The sequence below is a fragment of the Pseudofrankia coriaricola genome (assembly GCF_032027725.1).
GTDB lineage: Bacteria > Actinomycetota > Actinomycetes > Frankiales > Frankiaceae > Pseudofrankia.
Genome location: NZ_JASNFO010000059.1, coordinates 1 through 17,669, shown reverse-complemented (window position 1 = coordinate 17,669; position 17,669 = coordinate 1). Strand labels below are relative to the sequence as shown.

The 17,669-nt window shown below is 71.6% G+C and carries 12 protein-coding genes and 1 tRNA gene; 3 read left to right on the top strand and 10 right to left on the bottom strand.

Annotated elements, in window-relative coordinates:
* Positions 1–368: 368 nt before the first annotated feature.
* Positions 369–2,738, bottom strand: coding sequence for a glycoside hydrolase family 65 protein (locus QOZ89_RS29120; protein ID WP_071053590.1), 2,370 nt, complete (start codon positions 2,736–2,738; stop codon positions 369–371).
* The gene (locus QOZ89_RS29115; protein ID WP_083419925.1) at positions 2,735–3,619 is read right to left on the bottom strand and encodes a beta-phosphoglucomutase family hydrolase; all 885 of its coding nucleotides are present in this window, start codon (positions 3,617–3,619) and stop codon (positions 2,735–2,737) included. The genes QOZ89_RS29120 and QOZ89_RS29115 overlap by 4 nt, the downstream gene beginning before the upstream one ends.
* Positions 3,620–3,746: 127 nt before the next feature.
* Between QOZ89_RS29115 and dcd the strand changes: the two genes are divergently transcribed.
* Entirely contained in the window at positions 3,747–4,343 is a 597-nt protein-coding gene (dcd, locus tag QOZ89_RS29110) for a dCTP deaminase (RefSeq protein WP_071053591.1), read from the top strand.
* Positions 4,344–4,629: 286 nt separating this feature from the next.
* The gene (locus QOZ89_RS29105; protein ID WP_071053592.1) at positions 4,630–5,331 is read left to right on the top strand and encodes a hypothetical protein; all 702 of its coding nucleotides are present in this window, start codon (positions 4,630–4,632) and stop codon (positions 5,329–5,331) included.
* Positions 5,332–5,498: 167 nt separating this feature from the next.
* Here QOZ89_RS29105 and QOZ89_RS29100 read toward each other — a convergent pair whose 3' ends face one another.
* The 5 genes from QOZ89_RS29100 to QOZ89_RS29080 form a co-directional block, all read right to left on the bottom strand.
* Complete coding sequence (locus QOZ89_RS29100; protein WP_071053593.1) at positions 5,499–6,251, bottom strand: SDR family NAD(P)-dependent oxidoreductase; 753 nt, start codon at positions 6,249–6,251, stop codon at positions 5,499–5,501.
* A 372-nt stretch (positions 6,252–6,623) separates the two neighbouring features.
* Positions 6,624–6,694, bottom strand: a tRNA-Gly gene (locus tag QOZ89_RS29095).
* Positions 6,695–6,869: 175 nt separating this feature from the next.
* A complete protein-coding gene (locus QOZ89_RS29090) occupies positions 6,870–7,295 on the bottom strand; it encodes a Rieske (2Fe-2S) protein (RefSeq protein WP_083419926.1) in 426 nt (141 codons plus the stop codon).
* Positions 7,292–9,949 (bottom strand): nitrite reductase large subunit NirB, encoded by a 2,658-nt coding sequence (nirB, locus tag QOZ89_RS29085; protein WP_083419927.1) that lies wholly within the window; start codon positions 9,947–9,949, stop codon positions 7,292–7,294. Before nirB ends, QOZ89_RS29090 begins: the two co-directional genes overlap by 4 nt.
* A 12-nt stretch (positions 9,950–9,961) precedes the next feature.
* Positions 9,962–12,976, bottom strand: a complete 3,015-nt coding sequence (locus QOZ89_RS29080) for a molybdopterin-dependent oxidoreductase (RefSeq protein WP_241842351.1) — start codon at positions 12,974–12,976, stop codon at positions 9,962–9,964.
* A gap of 186 nt (positions 12,977–13,162) precedes the next feature.
* Here QOZ89_RS29080 and QOZ89_RS29075 point away from each other — a divergent pair, with 186 nt between their 5' ends.
* Entirely contained in the window at positions 13,163–13,786 is a 624-nt protein-coding gene (locus QOZ89_RS29075; protein ID WP_198543587.1) for a DinB family protein, read from the top strand.
* A 119-nt stretch (positions 13,787–13,905) separates the two neighbouring features.
* Here QOZ89_RS29075 and QOZ89_RS29070 read toward each other — a convergent pair whose 3' ends face one another.
* The 3 genes from QOZ89_RS29070 to QOZ89_RS29060 all read right to left on the bottom strand — a co-directional run bounded on the left by QOZ89_RS29070 (position 13,906) and on the right by QOZ89_RS29060 (position 17,353).
* On the bottom strand, positions 13,906–15,885 hold the full coding sequence (locus QOZ89_RS29070) for an ABC transporter ATP-binding protein (protein ID WP_241842352.1): 1,980 nt from the start codon (positions 15,883–15,885) through the stop codon (positions 13,906–13,908).
* A gap of 365 nt (positions 15,886–16,250) precedes the next feature.
* Positions 16,251–16,883 carry a lasso peptide biosynthesis B2 protein gene (locus QOZ89_RS29065; RefSeq protein WP_083419931.1) on the bottom strand — a complete coding sequence of 211 codons (633 nt, stop codon included), beginning with the start codon at positions 16,881–16,883 and terminating at the stop codon, positions 16,251–16,253.
* Positions 16,880–17,353, bottom strand: a complete 474-nt coding sequence (locus QOZ89_RS29060; protein ID WP_083419937.1) for a lasso peptide biosynthesis PqqD family chaperone — start codon at positions 17,351–17,353, stop codon at positions 16,880–16,882. The genes QOZ89_RS29065 and QOZ89_RS29060 overlap by 4 nt, the downstream gene beginning before the upstream one ends.
* Between the last annotated feature and the right edge of the window lie 316 nt (positions 17,354–17,669).

Sequence of the window (17,669 nt, the reverse complement as noted above, 5' to 3'; positions counted from 1 at the left end):
TCCCCCGCCCCTCGGCTCTGCACCAGCACCTCCTCGACATCCTCGGTGTCGACCCGACCCAGCCACCTTGATCAGAAACCAGGCCGGTCAACACATCGAAACCCCATGTGCGGAAGACAGGTCTAGAGGGCCAAAGGAGGTGCGAAAATGCTCCTCCTTCGCACCTCCGGAGGCCCCCGTCCCCAGAAGCGCCAAAGGAGGTGCGAAAATGCTCCTCCTTCGCACCTCCGGAGGCCCCCGTCCCCAGAAGCGCCAAAGGAGGTGCGAAAATGCTCCTCCTTCGCACCTCCGGAGGCCCCCGTCCCCAGAAGCACTGAAGGGCCGCCGAGTGGAGCTGGACGAGCCGCCGCTGTTGGCCGGCGGCGCCGTCAGTCCTCATCCGTGGTACCGGGGTGGTGGAAGAAGAGGGGCTCGCGGCCGGCGGGCTGGTGTGGCTGCTCGGTGGGGGCGATGGGCGGGATCGGGAAGGTGGCCGGCTTGTCCGGCTCCAGGAGGAAGGGCTCGCCGTGGTGGGTGAGGGTGATGTCCTTGCCGTCCTGGACGGAGTAGGTCGCCGACGTGCGGTGGACCTCGACGCGCAGGTGACGGCCGCGCACGCTCAGGCCGAAGGACAGCCGGGAAAGGCCCTCGGACAGGCGCGGGGCGAAACCGAGGACGTTGCCCTGGTCGCGCAGCCCGCCGAAGCCCTCGACCAGGACTATCCAGGCGCCCGCGAGCGAGGCCATGTGCAGGCCGTCGGACGTGTTGTGCTCGATGTCGTGCAGGTCCATCAGTGCCGCCTCGCGCAGGTAGGCGTGCGCGAGCGCCAGATGCCCGCACTCCGCCGCGAGCACGCCCTGCACCGAGGCGGACAGTGACGAGTCCCGGACGGTCAGCGCCTCGTAGTAGGCGAAGTTGCGCAGCTTCTCCTCGCGGGTGAACGCGTCGCCGCGGCGCTGCATGGCGAGCACCAGGTCGGCCTGCTTGACGACCTGCCTGCGGTACAGGTCGAAGTACGGGAAGTGCAGCAGCAACGGGTACTGCTCGGGCCTGGTCTTCTGGAAGTCCCAGATCTCGTGGCCGGTGAACCCGTCCGACTGCGGATGGACGCCCAGGTGGTCGTCGTACGGGATGTACATGTCCTCGGCCGCGTCCCGCCAGGAGGCGGTCTCCTCGGCGTCGACGCCGAACTCGTACGCCCGGTCGGGATGCCGTTTCGCCGCGTCCGCGGCCGAGCGCAGGTTCCGCTGCGCCATCAGGTTCGTGTAGACGTTGTTGTCCGAGATCGCCGAGTACTCGTCGGGCCCGGTCACCCCGTCGATCCGGAACCGGCCGTCGAGGTCGTGGTGACCCAGCGAGCGCCACAGCCGGGCGGTCTCGACCAGCAGTTCCAGCCCGACGGACTTTTCGAACTCGTAGTCCTCGGTGACGTTGACGTAGCGGGTGACGGCGTCGGCGATGTCGGCGTTCACGTGGAAGGCGGCGGTGCCGGCCGGCCAGTATCCGGAGCACTCCTCACCGCTGATGGTGCGCCACGGGAAGACGGCGCCGCGCAGGTTGAGCTGCTGGGCGCGCTCCCGCGCCTGCTTCAGGGTGGAATGCCGCCAGCGCAGCGCGTCGGCGGCGGCTCCCGGCTGCGTGTAGGTCAGCACCGGCAGCACGTAGCCCTCGGTGTCCCAGAACGCGTGGCCGTCGTAGCCCGGTCCCGTCAGCCCCTTCGCCGCGATGGCGCGGCGCTCGGCGCGCGCGCCGGCCTGCAGCACGTGGAACAGCGCGAACCGGACGGCCTGCTGGACCTCGGCGTCGCCGTCCACCTCCACGTCCGCCCGCCGCCAGAACTCGGCCAGGTAGGCGCGCTGCTCGTCGAGCAGGCCGTCCCAGCCGGTCTCCTTCGCCGCGACGAGCGCCGCCGCCGCCTGGTCCCGCATGGCCGGCAGCGACCGCTGCTGCGACCAGCCATACGCCATGAACTTCACGATTCGTAGCTTCTGCCCGGGTTTCAACACGCCGGTGACGGTCACCCGTCCGGAGTTCGGCTCACTCTCCGACAGCACGCCCAGCGCACCGGGGCCGTCGATGACGTGGTCCATCGCCGCGGCGACCCGGATCTTGCTGTGTTGGGTCACGTGCACGAGCTCGACGCTGCAGTCCCGGGCAAAGTGCAGCTCCGGCACCAGCGGGGACTCGAGTACCGCCGCGGCGCGCGGGTCACCCGTGCGCACCGGAAGCGTCTCGTTGGCGACCAACTCGGACTGGACGACCACCCGTGGCGCGTCGGTGACCGACTCGACCTCGTAACAGATCGCCGCGACCGCTCGCTGGGAGAACGAGACAAGCCGCCGGGAGACCACCCGTATCACCTGGCCGGCCGGTGACTCCCACTCGGCCTCGCGCACCAGTACCCCGGCGCGGAAGTCAATCGAACGCCGATGTGAGCGCAGCTCGCCGTAGCGGACGTCCAGCGGCTCGTCGTCGACCATCAGCCGGATCAGCTTGCCGTTGGTGACGTTGATGACGGTCTGTCCCGACTCGGGATAGCCGTAGCCGGCCTCGGCATACGGCAGCGGGCGCAGCTCATGCACCGAGTTCAGGTAGGTGCCGGGCAGGCCATGTGGCTCGCCTTCATCCAGGTTGGCACGCAGGCCTATATGGCCGTTGGAAAGCGCGAACAACGACTCGGAGCGAGCCGGATCCTCCATATTGAGACCGGTCTCGCGCAGCCCCCACGGGTCGACCGTGTAGCGGGCGTCCCCGATCATCGGCCGCGTCCGGCCCGCGACGCGGCCCTGCCCCTGGCGCGGCCACCCGCCGCGTCCGTCGTCGACGGTGGGGGCGGTGGGTAGGCGTCGGCCAGCAGGTCGCCGAGGTCGGTGACCACCACGTCCGCGCCGTGCGCGCGCAGCGCGTCCGCGTGCCCGTGCCCGACCCGGTCGAGCCCGACGACGTAGCCGAAACCGCCGGCGCGCCCGGCCGCGACGCCGGCCTCCGCGTCCTCGAAGACCGCCGCCCGCTCGGGTGGCACGCCGAGCTCCCGCGCCGCGGCGAGGAACGTGTCGGGAGCCGGCTTGCCGGCGAGCCCGCGCTGGGCGATGGTCTCGCCGTCGACGCGTACCTGGAGCAGGTCAGCGAGCCCGGAGGCCCGGGCCACCTCGCCGGCGTTCGCGCTGGACGAGACGAGCGCTCGCGCCTTCCCGGCGCCGGCGCAGGCCTCCAGGTAGGGCCGTGACCCCGGGTATGGCTGGACTCCATCCTCGGTGATCTTGTTCAGGACGAGGATGTTCTTGCGGTTCCCGAGGGCGTGGACCGTGAGGGCGGACGGCGGGTCCCCGTCCGTGCCCTCGGGCAGGTGGATGTCGCGTGACGCCAGGAACGAGCGCACCCCGTCGAGCCTCGGCAGCCCGTCCACGTAGCTCTCGTAGTCCCGCTCGATGTCGAAGGGTTCCTCCGGGTCGCCGGACCGGGATGCCCAGTTCTCCAGGAAGCCGTCGAACATCTCCTTCCAGGCCCGTGCATGGACCTCTGCCGTGCTGGTGAGCACGCCATCGAGGTCGAAGAGGCAGGCGTCGATGTGAGGGGGTAGTCCGAGCAGGGCTCCGGCCCCGGTTTCGCGGCGCCGCAGCCGCGCGAACGGCAAACGCATGCTTGCCGTCTACCCCACTGGCGTCGGTCACTACCGCGCCAATCTGGACGAACCTCGCCCAGGACGGTGAGCCCACCCGCACCGTGTGGGCGCGAGCCCGCCGCACGGGGCAGGTAGTTTGCAGGACGTGTTGTTGTCCGACCGGGACATCCGGGCCCAGATCGCCGCCGGCCGCGTGTGCCTCGACCCATACGACCCGCGCCTGATCCAGCCGAGCAGCGTCGACCTGCGCCTCGACCGGGCGTTCCGGGTCTTCCAGAACCATCGCTACAGCCACATCGATCCGGCTGTCGAGCAGGAGGACCTGACCGAGCTCGTCTCCCCCGAGGGTGACGAGCCGTTCGTGCTGCACCCGGGCGAGTTCGTGCTTGGCTCCACCCTTGAGGTCATCACGCTGCCGGACGACCTGGCCGGCAGGCTCGAGGGCAAGTCCAGCCTCGGCCGGCTCGGCCTCCTCACCCATTCGACGGCCGGCTTCATCGATCCGGGCTTCTCCGGCCACGTCACGTTGGAGCTCTCCAACGTCGCGACCCTGCCGATCAAGCTCTGGCCCGGCATGAAGATTGGCCAGCTGTGCCTGTTCCGCCTCTCATCCCCGGCCGAGCACCCCTATGGAACCGCCATCTACGGCTCCCGTTACCAGGGCCAGCGCGGCCCCACCCCGTCGCGCGCCTACCGCGACTTCACCCGGGCCTCGGTCCCTCCGGTAGACGGGCAGGCCTGACTCCTGGTGACCCGGGATTGGTGACCCGGGATGACCAGGGTGACCGAGAGCGGCCGCCGAGCTTGAAACAGGCGACGGGCTGGCCGTCCGCGGACCAGCCTGATGGCCCGGCCAGGCCCCTCGCACTATTCCAGGCCCGGTTTCAAATAATCGGTAAAGAATCGGTCGCGCACCCGACAGAGCTCTTTGTGGTGAAATTTATGTCGGGTTTCTAGCCTTCTTTCCCATGACCACAAGGAACGAAATCGAATCCCGCCCGAATGGGCGGCGTGTTCTCCGGGCGGCCGTGACCGCGACCGCGACGGCGGCGGCGCTCGTCACGGCGCTGACCGCGTGCGGGAGCGGCGACTCGTCGGCCCCGGCGAGCGCTGGCGGCGGCGCCGCGACCGTGTCGGTGCCCGCGGCCGCACCGCTGCACCCCGCCGACTACGTCCTCGTCGCCGGGCCCGCGACCAGCGGCTACTCGATGGAGGACAACACCGACACCACCGAGAGCTCCGTCTTCCAGGACCCGGTCCCCACCTGCATGCACCTGTCCAGCGCTGATCTGGGACCGGCGTCCACCGACCACGCGAACGGCCCCGTCTTCAGCGACGACGACGGCACCACGATCCAGTCCGGCGCGCGGGTGTTCGCGAGCGCGGACACGGTCACGGCGCACCGCGCGCTCACCCAGCGCCCGGACTTCCCCGGCTGCGTGGGCGAGGCGATCGTCAGCCAGCTGTCCAACAGGGACAGGGAGGAAACAACCGTGACGGTGAAGAGCGCTCAGGCCGGCACGCCGCCGACCGGCGCCACCGCCCTGACGCGGCTCGACCTCGCGGTCAGCTCCGACGGCCAGAGCCTTGAGGCCAACGTCGACCTGGTCAGCGTCTTCGCTGGTCGCGTCGAGTCCGTGATCCTCATCGTCAGTCCGGCGGGACCGGTCGACGACGGCGAGCTGAACGGCCTGACCGGTCAGGTGTTGGCCACACTCGCCAAGCAGTGACCTGATCGACCTCGGCCCGACAGCGTGCGCGGGCCCTCGACCCGGACAGGTCGCGGCGGCGGTGGCAATCAGACGGCCATCAGACGGCCATTCTGATTCCGCGTGTCGGGCCGGGGCATTCGCGGGGGCGCGTCTCGGTGGCGCGGTGTGACTGTGCGCGGGCCCGGTCAGCCGCCGGCGGTCCAGCCGCCGTCGACGACCAGGTAGGAGCCGGTCATGTAGGAGGCGTCGTCGGAGGCGAGGAAAGCGGCGACGGCGGCGACCTCGTCCGGGTGGCCGGGGCGGTTCATCGCGGACTTCGACGCGGCGTGCCGCGCCAGCTCTGGAAACTTCTCCTCACCCATGAGGGTCATTCCGGTCGGGTAGATGAACCCGGGGCAGATCGCGTTGACCCGGACATTCTGCTGGCCCCATTCGCGGGCCGCCGTCCGGGTCAACGAGAGAATCGCGGCCTTGCTGGCGCCGTAGGCACCAGAGGTGGGCGATGCCACCAGCGCGCCGACCGAGGACCAGTTGATGACGGAGCCGCCGCCGCCCGCGACCATCGCGGGAATCGCGTACTTCATGCCCAGGAAGATGCTCTTGAGGTTGATGGCCAGCAGCCGGTCGAACTCGTCCTCGTCGACGTCCGGGATCAGCGCCTGAGCCACCCCGGCGACCCCGACGACGTTGCACATGACGTCGAGCCGGCCGAACCGCTCGGTCGCCTCGCGTACCAGCGCCTCGACGTCCGCCGCCCGCGTGACGTCCGCCTGGAATGGCACGATCGCCTCCGACTCGGCCGCGGTCTCCTTCTCCGCGCCGCTCAGGTCCGCGGCGATCACCGACGCCCCCTCGCTGGCCAGCCGTAACGCCGTCGACCTGCCCTGTCCGATCCCAGCCCCGGTGACAATCGCGACCCTGCCCGCCAGACGCCCCATGATCTCCCCTTCACCGACCACCCGTGGCCCGGCAGCCTATGTGGGTGAGCGTTCGCTTTCAACGGACGCCAGGGCAGGGGAGGTATGACCCGCGACGGGGAGTCCGCCGGGCTATGCGTCGGGCGCGGTGTACACCCTGGCCCCGGCGACGAACGTCTGCAGCACCCGGGTGTTGCCGATGTCGGTTGCTGGACCGGCGAACGGATCCCGGTCAGTCACCCGCGACTACGCCCGGCGCGCACAGGATGACGCCCCCAGCGCCAATGAGCAGGCAGGGCCGCGTGTGGGGTCCGGGGCTCGGCGCCGGAGCGAGATAACGGGCCTCGGCGAAGTTGACCAAGGTCAATGAGATGAGCAGGCAGGGCCGCCGCGAGCGGGTGACGGGAATCGAACCCGCGTTGCAAGCTTGGGAAGCTCGTGTTCTGCCTCTGAACTACACCCGCGTGGTGCTGCCTTCGCATCGTAGCGGATCGCTCGGGTGGGGTGGGTGAGACGTCGCCGGGCGCTGGAGTGCGTAGACCAGCGGGGCAGACTGACGCGGACCTGGCCCGGCAATGGCGTGGCGGTCGTCGGGACTCGGGGACGCGCCGCCACGCCACTGATCTGGGCCGCGGCCCCTTACAAGGTGAGCTCGATCGTGCCGTCGACGGCGAGCCGGACCGGGTAGCAGCCGATCGGTGGTGCCCCCGAGGTGGACTCGCCAGTGGCCAGGCTGAAGACGTGGGCGTGCAACGGGCAGATGACGACGCCCGCGTCGGCCTGGCCGTCGGCGAGCGGCCCGCCCGCGTGCGGGCAGACCGCGTCGACGGCCCGCAGGGTGTCGCCGCGCAGCCGGAAGACGGCGATCTGCGCGTCGCCGACGGCGTACACCCGTGCCTCGCCGACCGGAATCTCGCGCAGGAGGCCAAGCCGGTGCACGGCGCCGGTCCCCGTCAGCGCCGGCCGGGCTGATTTCGCCTCGGTTCCGACCGGACTGCCCTTGTCCCGGCCGGAACCGGAGGCGTCGGCGGGAGTGGCCGTAGCGACGGAGCTCTGCGCGCTCATCGGACGGGGACCTGGGGAAGGGTGATGAGCGGCAGGGAGGTGCGGAACTGGCCGGCGGTGGCCGGCTGCTCGCGCTCCAGCCAGGGGTCGACGTAGGCGTCGATCGACTCCTGGATGCGGGCGTCGAGATCGGCGGCGATGCCCTCCGCGTCGTCGACGATGACAGCCCGGATCTTCTCGATGCCCACCCGTGGGACGAACGTGTACGTCCGTTCCAGCCACTTCGCGTTCTCGCGGTAGTACTGCAGGAAGCGGCCCGTCAGCATCATGACCTCCTCGGGGCTGCCGACAGTGGCCAGCAGGTCGCCCTTGCGGACGTGCGCGCCGCCCGCTCCGCCGATGTAGATCTCCCAACGACCACCGTCGATCGCGACGACGCCGACGTCCTTGATCAGGCCCTCGGCGCAGTTGCGCGGGCAGCCGTTGACCGCCAGCTTGAGCTTCCCGGGGCTTTCCAGGCCGTGGTACCGCTGCTCGATCGCGACACCGAGAGCGGTCGAGTCGCCGACCCCGAAGCGGCAGAAGTCCTTGCCGACGCAGGTCTTCACCGTGCGGAAGCTCTTGCCGTACGCGTGGCCGCTCGGCATGTCCAGGTCGGCCCAGACCTTCGGCAGGTCCTCCTTGCGCACGCCGAGCAGGTCGATGCGCTGGCCGCCGGTGATCTTCACCATCGGGACGTCGTACTTCTCGGCGACGTCGGCGATCCGGCGCAGCTCGTCCGGGCTGGTGACGCCGCCGGCGATCATCGGGACGACCGAGAAGGTGCCGTCCTTCTGGATGTTGGCGTGGACACGGTCGTTGATGAACCGGCCGTCGCGTTCGTCGATGAAGTCGCTGCCCCAGACGATGCGCAGCAGCGACGTCAGCGCCATCTTGCTGGCCGCGTCCTCCTTGCCGTCGGGCGCGAGGGCGGCGAAGACCGCGGACACCGACCGCAGGTTCCGCTCACGCACGGCCGCCATCAGCGCCGGCTTGTCCAGAGGAACACCGGGGACGTACCAGTTCGCCGAGAGGTCCTCCTCGACCTCGCCGTCGGCCGCCCACTCGACGATCTCCTTGACGAGCAGCTTGCACGAGCCGCAGCCCTTGCCGGCGCGGGTCGCGTTCATGACGCCGGGGACGGTCTTCATCCCGCCCTTGACGCAGGCGACGATCTTTCCCTTGCTGACGCCGTTGCAGTTGCAGACCTGGGCGTCATCGGCCATCTCCGCCGCTCCGACCTCGGCCGCGGGCAGGCCGATGTCGAACAGCAGTTGCAGCCGCTCGTCCGGCAGTGGCAGGCCGTTGTCGAACGCCTGGATGAGCGAGGCCGACTTGGCCGTGTCGCCGAGCAGGGTGGCGCCGACGAGCTTTCCGTCGCGAATGATGACGCTCTTGTAGACGCCCCTGCGCGGCTCGACGAACCGGACCACCTCGTCGTCGGGGTGCTCCGCGTCCTTGAGGCCCATCGCGGCGACGGCCACGCCGGCGACCTTGAGCTTCGTGGCGGTCTTCGAGCCGTGGTAGGCGGCGTCCAGGTCCGAGCCGGTGATGTGTTCGGCGAGGACCGTCGCCTGCTCCCACAGCGGCGCGACCAGACCGTAGACCTGGCCACGGTGCTGCGCGCACTCGCCGACCACGTAGATGTCGGGATCGTCGACCGAGCGCATCTGGTCGTCGGTGACGATGCCGCGCTCGACGGTCAGCCCGCCGCGCAGCCCGATGTCGACGTTGGGCCGGATCCCGGCCGCCACCACGATCATGTCGACGTCGAGCCGTGACCCGTCGGCGAACTCCAGCCCGACCGCCCTGCCGAGGCCGGCACTCTCGCCCGTGCCCCCGCCGGCGTCACCACCGGTCTGATCGTCGGTTTCGTGGCCGGTCTCATCGTCGGCGAGCAGGATCTGCGCGGTGCGCGCTCCCGGATGCACGGTGATCCCGAGCTCCTCGACGCCGCGCCGCAGGATGCCACCGGCCTCGGCGCACAGCTGCTGGTTCATCAGCGTCGGCGCGGCGTCGATGACGTGCACCTCGAGCCCGTAGGTCTGCAGGCCGCGGGCGGCCTCCAGACCGAGCAGACCGCCGCCGATGACGGCCGCGGTCCGCCGCCCCTCGGCAAATCCGATCATGGCGCGGCAGTCGTCGATCGTGCGAAACGCGAAGACACCGCCAGGAAGCCGGCCATCGGGTCCGGCGAGACCCTTGATGGGCGGGATGAACGAGCGGCTGCCGGTGGCGATGATCAGTTTGTCATAGGGAGCGACGGCGCCGTCCTCGATGGTGACGACGCGGGCGTACCGGTCGAGCCCTGTGACCCGGGCGCCAGCACGCAGCCGGATGCCGTTTTCCGCGTACCACTCCGGCGTGTTGAGGAAGATCTCGTCCTCGGTGTCGGCGCCGGCCAGCACGTTGGACAGCAGGATCCGGTTGTAGTTGCCGTACGGCTCGTCGCCGAACACGGTGATGTCGAACAGGTCGCCGCCATGCCGGGCGAGGATCTCCTCGACGGCCCGCATGCCGGCCATGCCGTTGCCGACGACGACGAGGCGCTCGCGCCCGCCGGCGGGCGTTCGGCCGTGGGCCCGCTGCGCCGGAACGACGCCGGCAGAGGCGGGCACGGTCGAGGCGGCAGACGCGGCGGTGGACGTACCCGGGACGTTCTCGGTGATGGTCATAGTCGCGCTCGCTCAGAACTCGATCAGGCCGAGGTCGATGACCACGGTGCCCTCGACGCCCTCCGGGGCGGCGAGATGCAGCTCGACGCGGGTGTCGCCGAGCAGGTCCTCGACCACGCGCAGCGGGACGTGCACATCGGCGCGGGCGCCGATCGGGAAGTAGCGCATCGGCGCGCCATCCCGGACGAGCAGCACGTAGATCAGCTCGTCGGACGCGTTGCCGCCGCGGAAGTACACCGGCTGGGTGGTCGCTCCGGGCGGGACCGTGTAGGTCAGCGACGGGTCGAGGAATGCCGGCTTGGTCAGCCCATGCCCCTCGAACGAGAAGACGCCCTGCAAGAAGCGGGGAGTGCTGTGCATACGACGGTCCTTCCGGTGTGACGCGGGCGCGGTGTCCTCCGCGCTGTCGGAGCCAGTCCGGGCGGAGCCGGCGCCTGGGAACGTGCGGGCGGTGGCCGTCGCCGCCGGCCCGGCGAGGCCGGCTGAGGGGGTGCGATCGCCACCGCTGGTGCTGGTGTCGATGCCGGCGACGTTGGTGGTGGATGGCGACGTGGCGCGTGGGCGGGACCACTCGGTGGCGACCGGGACGGTTGCCTCCGTCGGCAGGGTGGCGCCCCCGTCGGGAAGGTGATCGATCCGGCGCAGCGCCACCGCGCACGCCTTGAACTCGGGCATCCGTGAGATTGGGTCGAGCGCTGGGTTGGTCAGCAGGTTGACGGTCGAGTACCCGCCCCAGTGGAAAGGCGCGAACAACGTGTCCTGGCGGATGGTGTCGGTCACGCGAGCCCGGAACACCGCCCGTCCGCGGCGGGAGCTCAGCTCCACCAGATCCCCAGCGGTGACCTCATGCTTGGCAGCCAGCACCGGGTGCAACTCGACAACCGGGTCGGGATCGTCGGCGACGAGCGTCCGGACCCGCCGGGTCTGCGTTCCTGACTGGTACTGGCGCATCGTGCGGCCGGTGGTCAGGTAGTAGGGGTAGTCGCGGTCCGGCGTCTCCGCCGCGCCCCGGTGGCGGACCGCGACGAACCGCGCCCGCCCGTCCGGTGTGGCGAAGCGCTCGGCGAACAGCCGCGGCGTGCCCGGGTGAACCTCGTTGCCCGCCTCGCCAACGACGCTTTCGCCGTCGCCCGCGTCACCGCCGCCGCGACCGCCGCCGCCCGCGCTGTCCTCGCCCGTGGCGGGTGCCGGGCAGGGCCAGAAGACGCCTTTCTCGGCCTCGATCCGCTCGTAGCTGATGCCGGAGTAGTCGGCGAGCCCGCCGGCACTCGCCCGCCGCAGTTCTTCGAACACCGCCCGCGGCTCGACGGGGAACGCCTCGGCGGAGCACCCGAGGCGGGTGGCGAGCTCGGAGATGACATCCAGGTCGGTACGCACCCCGGGCGGCGGGGCGAGCGCTCGCCTGCGGCGCAGCACCCGGCCTTCGAGGTTCGTCATCGTGCCCTCCTCCTCCGCCCACTGCGCGACCGGCAGCACGACGTCGGCGAGAGCCGCCGTCTCGGAAAGGAAGAAGTCGGAGACGACCAACAGGTCCAGGGCCGCGAGCCGGTCGGCGATCCGGTTCGCGTCCGGGCCGGACACGATCGGGTTGGAGCCGAGCACCCACATGGCCCGCACGCCGCCTTCGGTGCCGAGCGCGTCGAGCATCTCGAAGGCGGACACACCGGGTGGCGGCAGCTCGTCCGGCGATACACCCCAGATCGCGGCGATGTGCGCGCGGTCGGCCGGGTCGGCGAGCTTGCGGTACCCAGGAAGCTGGTCGGCCTTCTGCCCGTGCTCCCGGCCACCCTGGCCGTTGCCCTGGCCGGTGATCGTGCCGTAGCCGGAGAACGAGCGCCCGGGGAGGCCGAGCGCGAGCGCAAGGTTGATGAACGCCTGCGTGGTGTCGGTACCGGAGGCGTGCTGTTCGGCCCCGCGGGCGGTCAGCACCATGGCGCGTTCCGCCTCGGCGAGCAGTCGGACGGCCGCGCGCAGGTTCGCCTCGGGCACCCCGGTGATCCGCTCGACCCGGCCGGGCCAGTAGGCCGTGACCGCCCGGCGGACCGCGTCGAACCCGGTCGTGCGACTGGCGACGAAGCCGGTGTCCACCAGCCCGTCCCGGATCGCGATGTGCAGCAGACCGGCGGCGAGCGCGAGGTCGGTGCCCGGGGTGGGCTGCAGGTGCAGGTGCGCTCCGCGCGCGGTCGGGGTCGCGCGCGGGTCGATGACGACGTGCCGGGCGCCCTTCGCCCTGCCCGCGTCGAACCACTGCATGATCGGCGGCATCGTGTCGGCCGGGTTGCTTCCGACCAGCAGGATGACGTCGGCTTCGGCGATGTCGCTCACCGGGAACGGCAGCCCGCGGTCGATTCCGAACGCGCGGTTGCCGGCCGCGGCGGCCGACGACATGCAGAAGCGGCCGTTGTAGTCGATGGAACGGCTGCGCAGCGCGACCCGGACGAACTTGCCGAGCGCGTACACCTTCTCGTTGGTCAGTCCGCCGCCGCCGAACACGCCGACGCTGTCCAGACCATACCGGCGCTGGCAGTCACGCCAGCCGGTGACGATCCGCTCCAGCGCCTCGCCCCAGGTCGCCGGCCGAAGCTCGCCGCGGATGCCCCCGGCACGCCGCTCGCGCAGCAGCGGAGTGGTCAGCCTGTCGGTGTGGTCGAGGAGCCCGGCGGCCGTCCAGCCCTTGGAGCACAGGCCCCCGCGGTTCGTCGGGAAGTCGTCCTGTGGGGTGAGGTCGACCATGCCCGGTCGTGAGCCGCGCGACCATGGCGAAGCCTCGCGCGGATCACGGCTCTCCAGCCGATATGGCCGTGGTCGCAGCTCGATACCGCACTGCAGCGCGCAGTACGGGCAGTGTGACGGCGTGACGGCGCGGCTCGCCGTCGCGCCTGTGCCGCCTGTGTCGCCTGTGTCGCCTGTGTCGCCTGGGCCGGAGGTGGCAGCCAGGGCGGTGGCGTCAGCCGTGGCCTGGGTTTGGTCGGGGGACACAAGCTCATGCTGGGATCTTCGTGTTTCGCCAGGCGCCTCTCGACGCATTCAGTCGGTTACTAGGTACTCACCCCGAGAGACGCCACGCTGTGAGGTTTGGGCGTGGGCGACGCGCGGAGCGTCTCGTGTCGTTCGGGTCGCGAAGGCAGTCGGGCAGACAGCCGGGTACGGACGGGCTGGGCGGGCCGGGCCAACCGGGAGAAGCCGCCTCGTGGTCGGGGCTAGGGTGAGACCGTGACGACCGAGAGCCAGAGCGCTCCCGCCACCGACGCCTCCCCTGCCGCGGCCGGACAGGCCGACGCCATCGTGCCCGATGACAAGGACTGGACCTGGGTCCTGGCGCGCGCCTGCCCGGAATGTGGTTTTGACGGGGCGACCTTCCCGGCCACCGAGGTCTCCGGCCTGGTGCTGCGCGTCGCCTCGGCCTGGCTGGCCGTGCTCGCCGACAGGCCGGACGATGAGGTGCGCCGCCGGCCGTCGCCCGGCCGTTGGTCGACGCTGGAGTACGCCTGCCACGTGCGCGACGTCCTTCGCCTCTACGACGAGCGGCTCCAGTTGATGCTCACGCGGGACAACCCCCTGTACCCGAACTGGGACCAGGACGAGACCGCCGTGGCGGACCGCTACGGCGAGCAGGACCCGGGCCGGGTCGCCGGCGACCTCGCGGGCGCGGCCGCGAGGATCGCCGCCCGGTTCGCGACCGTCTCCGGTGCCCAGTGGCAGCGGACCGGTGAGCGGTCCGACGGCGCCCGCTTCACGATCAGCACCTTCGCCCGCTACTTTGCGCATGATCCAGTGCATCACCTGCACGACGTGAACGGGCTGCCCGTGGGCGGGGTCGTTCCAGTCGGAAGCTGAGACGTCACCCGCCTCGCGCTCCTGCTCGCGCAGGCGGGCACCCGTCTGTCGCGCATGTCGGCGCCCGGACGGCTCGTGGGGGTGGCCGGCACACGCGCCGGCCACCCCCACAGCACCTGTCAGGTCGCTGGTTGCGCCGTGCGGGCCGGCGCGGCCGAGCCGAGGTCCGTGGCGGACAGGCGGCGGTAGAGGGGGCAGGTCTCCCGCAGCTCCTCATGGGTGCCGGTCGCCAGCACCCGGCCCTCGTCGAGCACGATGATCCGGTCCGCGGCCCGCACGGTGGACATCCGGTGGGCGATGACCAGCAGCGCACGCTCGGTGGCGATGTCGCGCAGGACCTGCGCCAGGGCGCGCTCGTTGACGCTGTCCATCTGCGACGTCGGCTCGTCGAGCAGCAGCACCGCCGGCCGCGCGAGCAGCGCCCGCGCGATCGCCACCCGTTGGCGCTCCCCACCGGACAGCAGCACGCCATGGTCGCCGACGTCGGTCCATACGCCGTGCGACATCCGCGCGACGAGCTCGCTGAGGCGCGCCGTCTGGACGGCCTCGTCGATCTCGGCCTCGGTGGCGTCCGGGGCGGCGTAGGTGATGTTGTCGCGCAGCGAGCCCTGCAGCACCGGCGCGTTCTGCTCGACGAGGTTCACCCAGCCGCGCGCCGCCTCCCGCGACATCGCGCGCACGTCCACGCCCCGCAGCAGGATCTCGCCGCGGTCGGGGTCGTAGAACCGTTCCAGCAGCTCGAACGTCGTCGACTTGCCTGCGCCGGACGGCCCGACCAGCGCGACGTGCCCGCGCGGCGGGATCGCGAACGAGACGTCGCGCAGCACCGGCCGGTCCGGCGTGTAGCCGAACCACACGTCGCGGAACTCGACGGCCGGCGCATCGGGCCGGGCCACCACCCGCTCGGGGCCAGGCGTGCTCGCGGCCGTCTTCGGATCCGGTGCCCGCGTTGCCGCGTGGGTCCCGCCCGCGATGCCACCGCCGGCCGCGACAACGCGATCGGCTGACGTCTCGCCCGTGGCGGCGGCGCCGTTCCCCTCGTGCACGCTGGCTGGAGCCGCGGGGATGACGCGGACCAGTTGCCTGGTCGCCTGGTCGGTGTCGGTGTCGGTGTCGGTGTCGTCCGCCCCAGCCCGCTCGACCGACGGCCGGTCGTCCGCGTCCAGGCCAGGGGCGAGGTCGGCCTCGCGCGGAAGGTCGAAGACGGCGTCGACGCGGTCGAGCGCGCCCATCCCGCGCTGCATGATCCCGGTGGCCTCGATCAGCTGCGAGAGCGGCATGACCAGGTATGTCGCATAGAGCAGGAACGCGACCAGCGAGCCGAGCGACGTGACCCCGTGCGCGACGAGCACGCCGCCGACGAGCAGGACGACGAGCACCGAGCCCTGCACGGCCAGCTCCATCGCCGGCGCGATCACGGAGTTCAGCCGCGCCATCCGCACGCCGAGCCGGTAGGCGTCGCGCGTGTGCACGGCGATCCGCTCGTCCTCGCGTGTCTCGGCGCGGCTCGCCCGGACGGTACGGATCGCGGACAGCGAGCGTTCCAGGTCGGAGGTCATCCGCCCGACGCTCGCCTGGCCCTCCTCGGAGGTGGACCGGATCCGGCGGAGGGCCGACAGCACGCCGACGCTCGCGATCAGCACGGCGACGACGACCAGCAGGAAGAGGCGCACGTCGATGTAGATCATCAAGGCGATCGCGCCGAGGGCGCCGATGATGCTGGTCAGGAACGCGGCGAAGCTGTAGGCGACGGCCTCGCGGACGACCACCGTGTCGGTGTTCGCCCGGGAGATCAGATCACCCATCCGGCGCTCGTCGTAGACGCTGATCCGCAGCCGCAGCAGATGGCCGACCAGCCGGGTTCGCAGGCCGAAGATGATGCCCTGGCCGGTGCGCTCCAACAGGTAGTGGCCAAATGTCTCGACGAATGCCTGGCCGATGAACAGCCCCAGCAGGCTGACGAGCAGCCAGCCGGGGATCCCGCCGTGCTGGGCGCCGTCGATCACCCGCTTGACCAGGAGCGGCTGGACGACCCCGAACAGCGTGCCGAGGGCGGTGAGCGTGATGCCGGCCATCACCGGCCGGCTGTGCCCGTGCATCAGGCGCCACAGCCGCCCGAGTGGCCAGCCACCGGCGCGGTGCGTGAACGGCCCGCCGGCCGGCGGCGGCCCGCCTCCAGGCATCGGTCCGGGGCCCGGGCCGCGTCCAGGCGCCGGCCAGCGCCGCCCGGGTGGCGGACCCGGCGGCGGACCGGGCGGGGGACCGGGGCGCGGGCCGACCGGGCCACCGGGCGGGCCGGCCCACGGTGGTTCCTGGACGTCCGCCGGTAGGTCCGCGGACGCGCTGAACACGGTCGTCGCCGGCGGTGCCGGCGGTGCAAGCGGTGCCGGTGGTGCAAGCGGTGCCGGTGGTGCAAGCGGTTCGGGCGTGTCGCCTGGTCGCGGTCGTCCCCACCCCATGCCGGTCACCTCGCCGCCGCCGGGAGGCCGCCCGTGGGCGGCCCCGCCGGTCCAGCTGGTGTCGTCGGCCCCGCTGGTGTCGTCGTGGCAGGCCCCGCCGGTCCGGCCGGGGTAGCGGTCGACGGCCTGGCCGTGCCCGCCATGGGAACCGCGGCCGGCGAGGCGGGGCTATTGGCCACCGTCGTCACCCTGGCCGCTGACCGCGCCGGCCGGCGCGGCTCCACGGTCAGCAGCGGCCGGAAGGAGCCCGCCGGCGCGTCCTCGCCGACCATCAGCTCCTCCGCCTCGACCCAGGCATGCGCGGCGAACGGGGCGACGGTTCGCACCCCCACGCACCACGTCGGCCACATTCCCGACATCCGGCACAGCAGTGCCGTCGCCACCGACCGGGGGACGCAGCCGTGAGACCCGCGGCAGACCAGGCTGACCGCGGTCACGTCGTCCCTGGCCGTCTGAGCCCGTTGCCGGCTGGCCGCCTCGGCGCCGCGGCTGGCCGTGGCGAGTACGGCGCGGATCCTGGCCGGCGGCTGGGTCGCGAGCACCCGGGCGGCCGCCACCGCGAGATGCGCGCGCAACCGGCGGGGCAGCGGCGGCGCCGGTGGTCGTCGGCGCGGCGACATCGGCGTCGTCACTGTCATCGACCTCCCTCGTATCGGTCGTCGCGCTGGTCGATCGGTAGCTGGTCGTCTCGATGCTGGCCGACCCGCGGGCCGGCGTTTCGCCTGCTGTGCCGGCCGCGCGGCGCTTCGGCCGGACGCTGACGGAAGGGCAGGCGGACCCCGCGCGGTGTGCTGGCCCGCCGGCCGGGCCGCGGGGCTGTCCCCTGGCTGGTGGCCGGCTCGGCGCCTGGCACGGAGCCGGTCACCAGGCCCGCCGAGCGCAGCTGGTCGACGAGCAGGTCGACGTCGGCGCGCGCCGTCTCCGGCGCCACGTCGAACCGGTCGAGCAGGACACGCGCGGCGCGTGGCGGATCTCCGCCGTCCAGCAGCACGCGCAGGATGAGGGTGGCCGTCGGGTTCAACGTCCAGTACCGGCCAGAACGCTGGTCCAACAGCGCCGTTCCGTAGTCGGTGTCCGTCGAGACGACCGACCCACTCAACGTCAGCATCTCCACTTCAGCGCTCCTTCCCCCCATGGGCTGGTTCGAGGGCTCGGTATGCGTCCGCGGGTGCGGCCTGGTTTCGTGTCCTCACGGCTCGAATTCCTCGCCGTCTTCGTCTTCGTGCCAACTCTTTCATTCCCTCTAATCCGGGGGAGAGCTCGCGCGGTCCGGTAGAATCTTTCGCGTCATGGGGAGGGAAGGGTAATCAGGACCTGAAGACGGTTTCCCGGTTCCGGTGAAAGCGGCGCGAAAAAGACTGGCGGGGCGGCCCCCATCGCCCGCCCCCCCCCGGGGGGGAGGTTACGGGGTGTGGGGCGGGGAC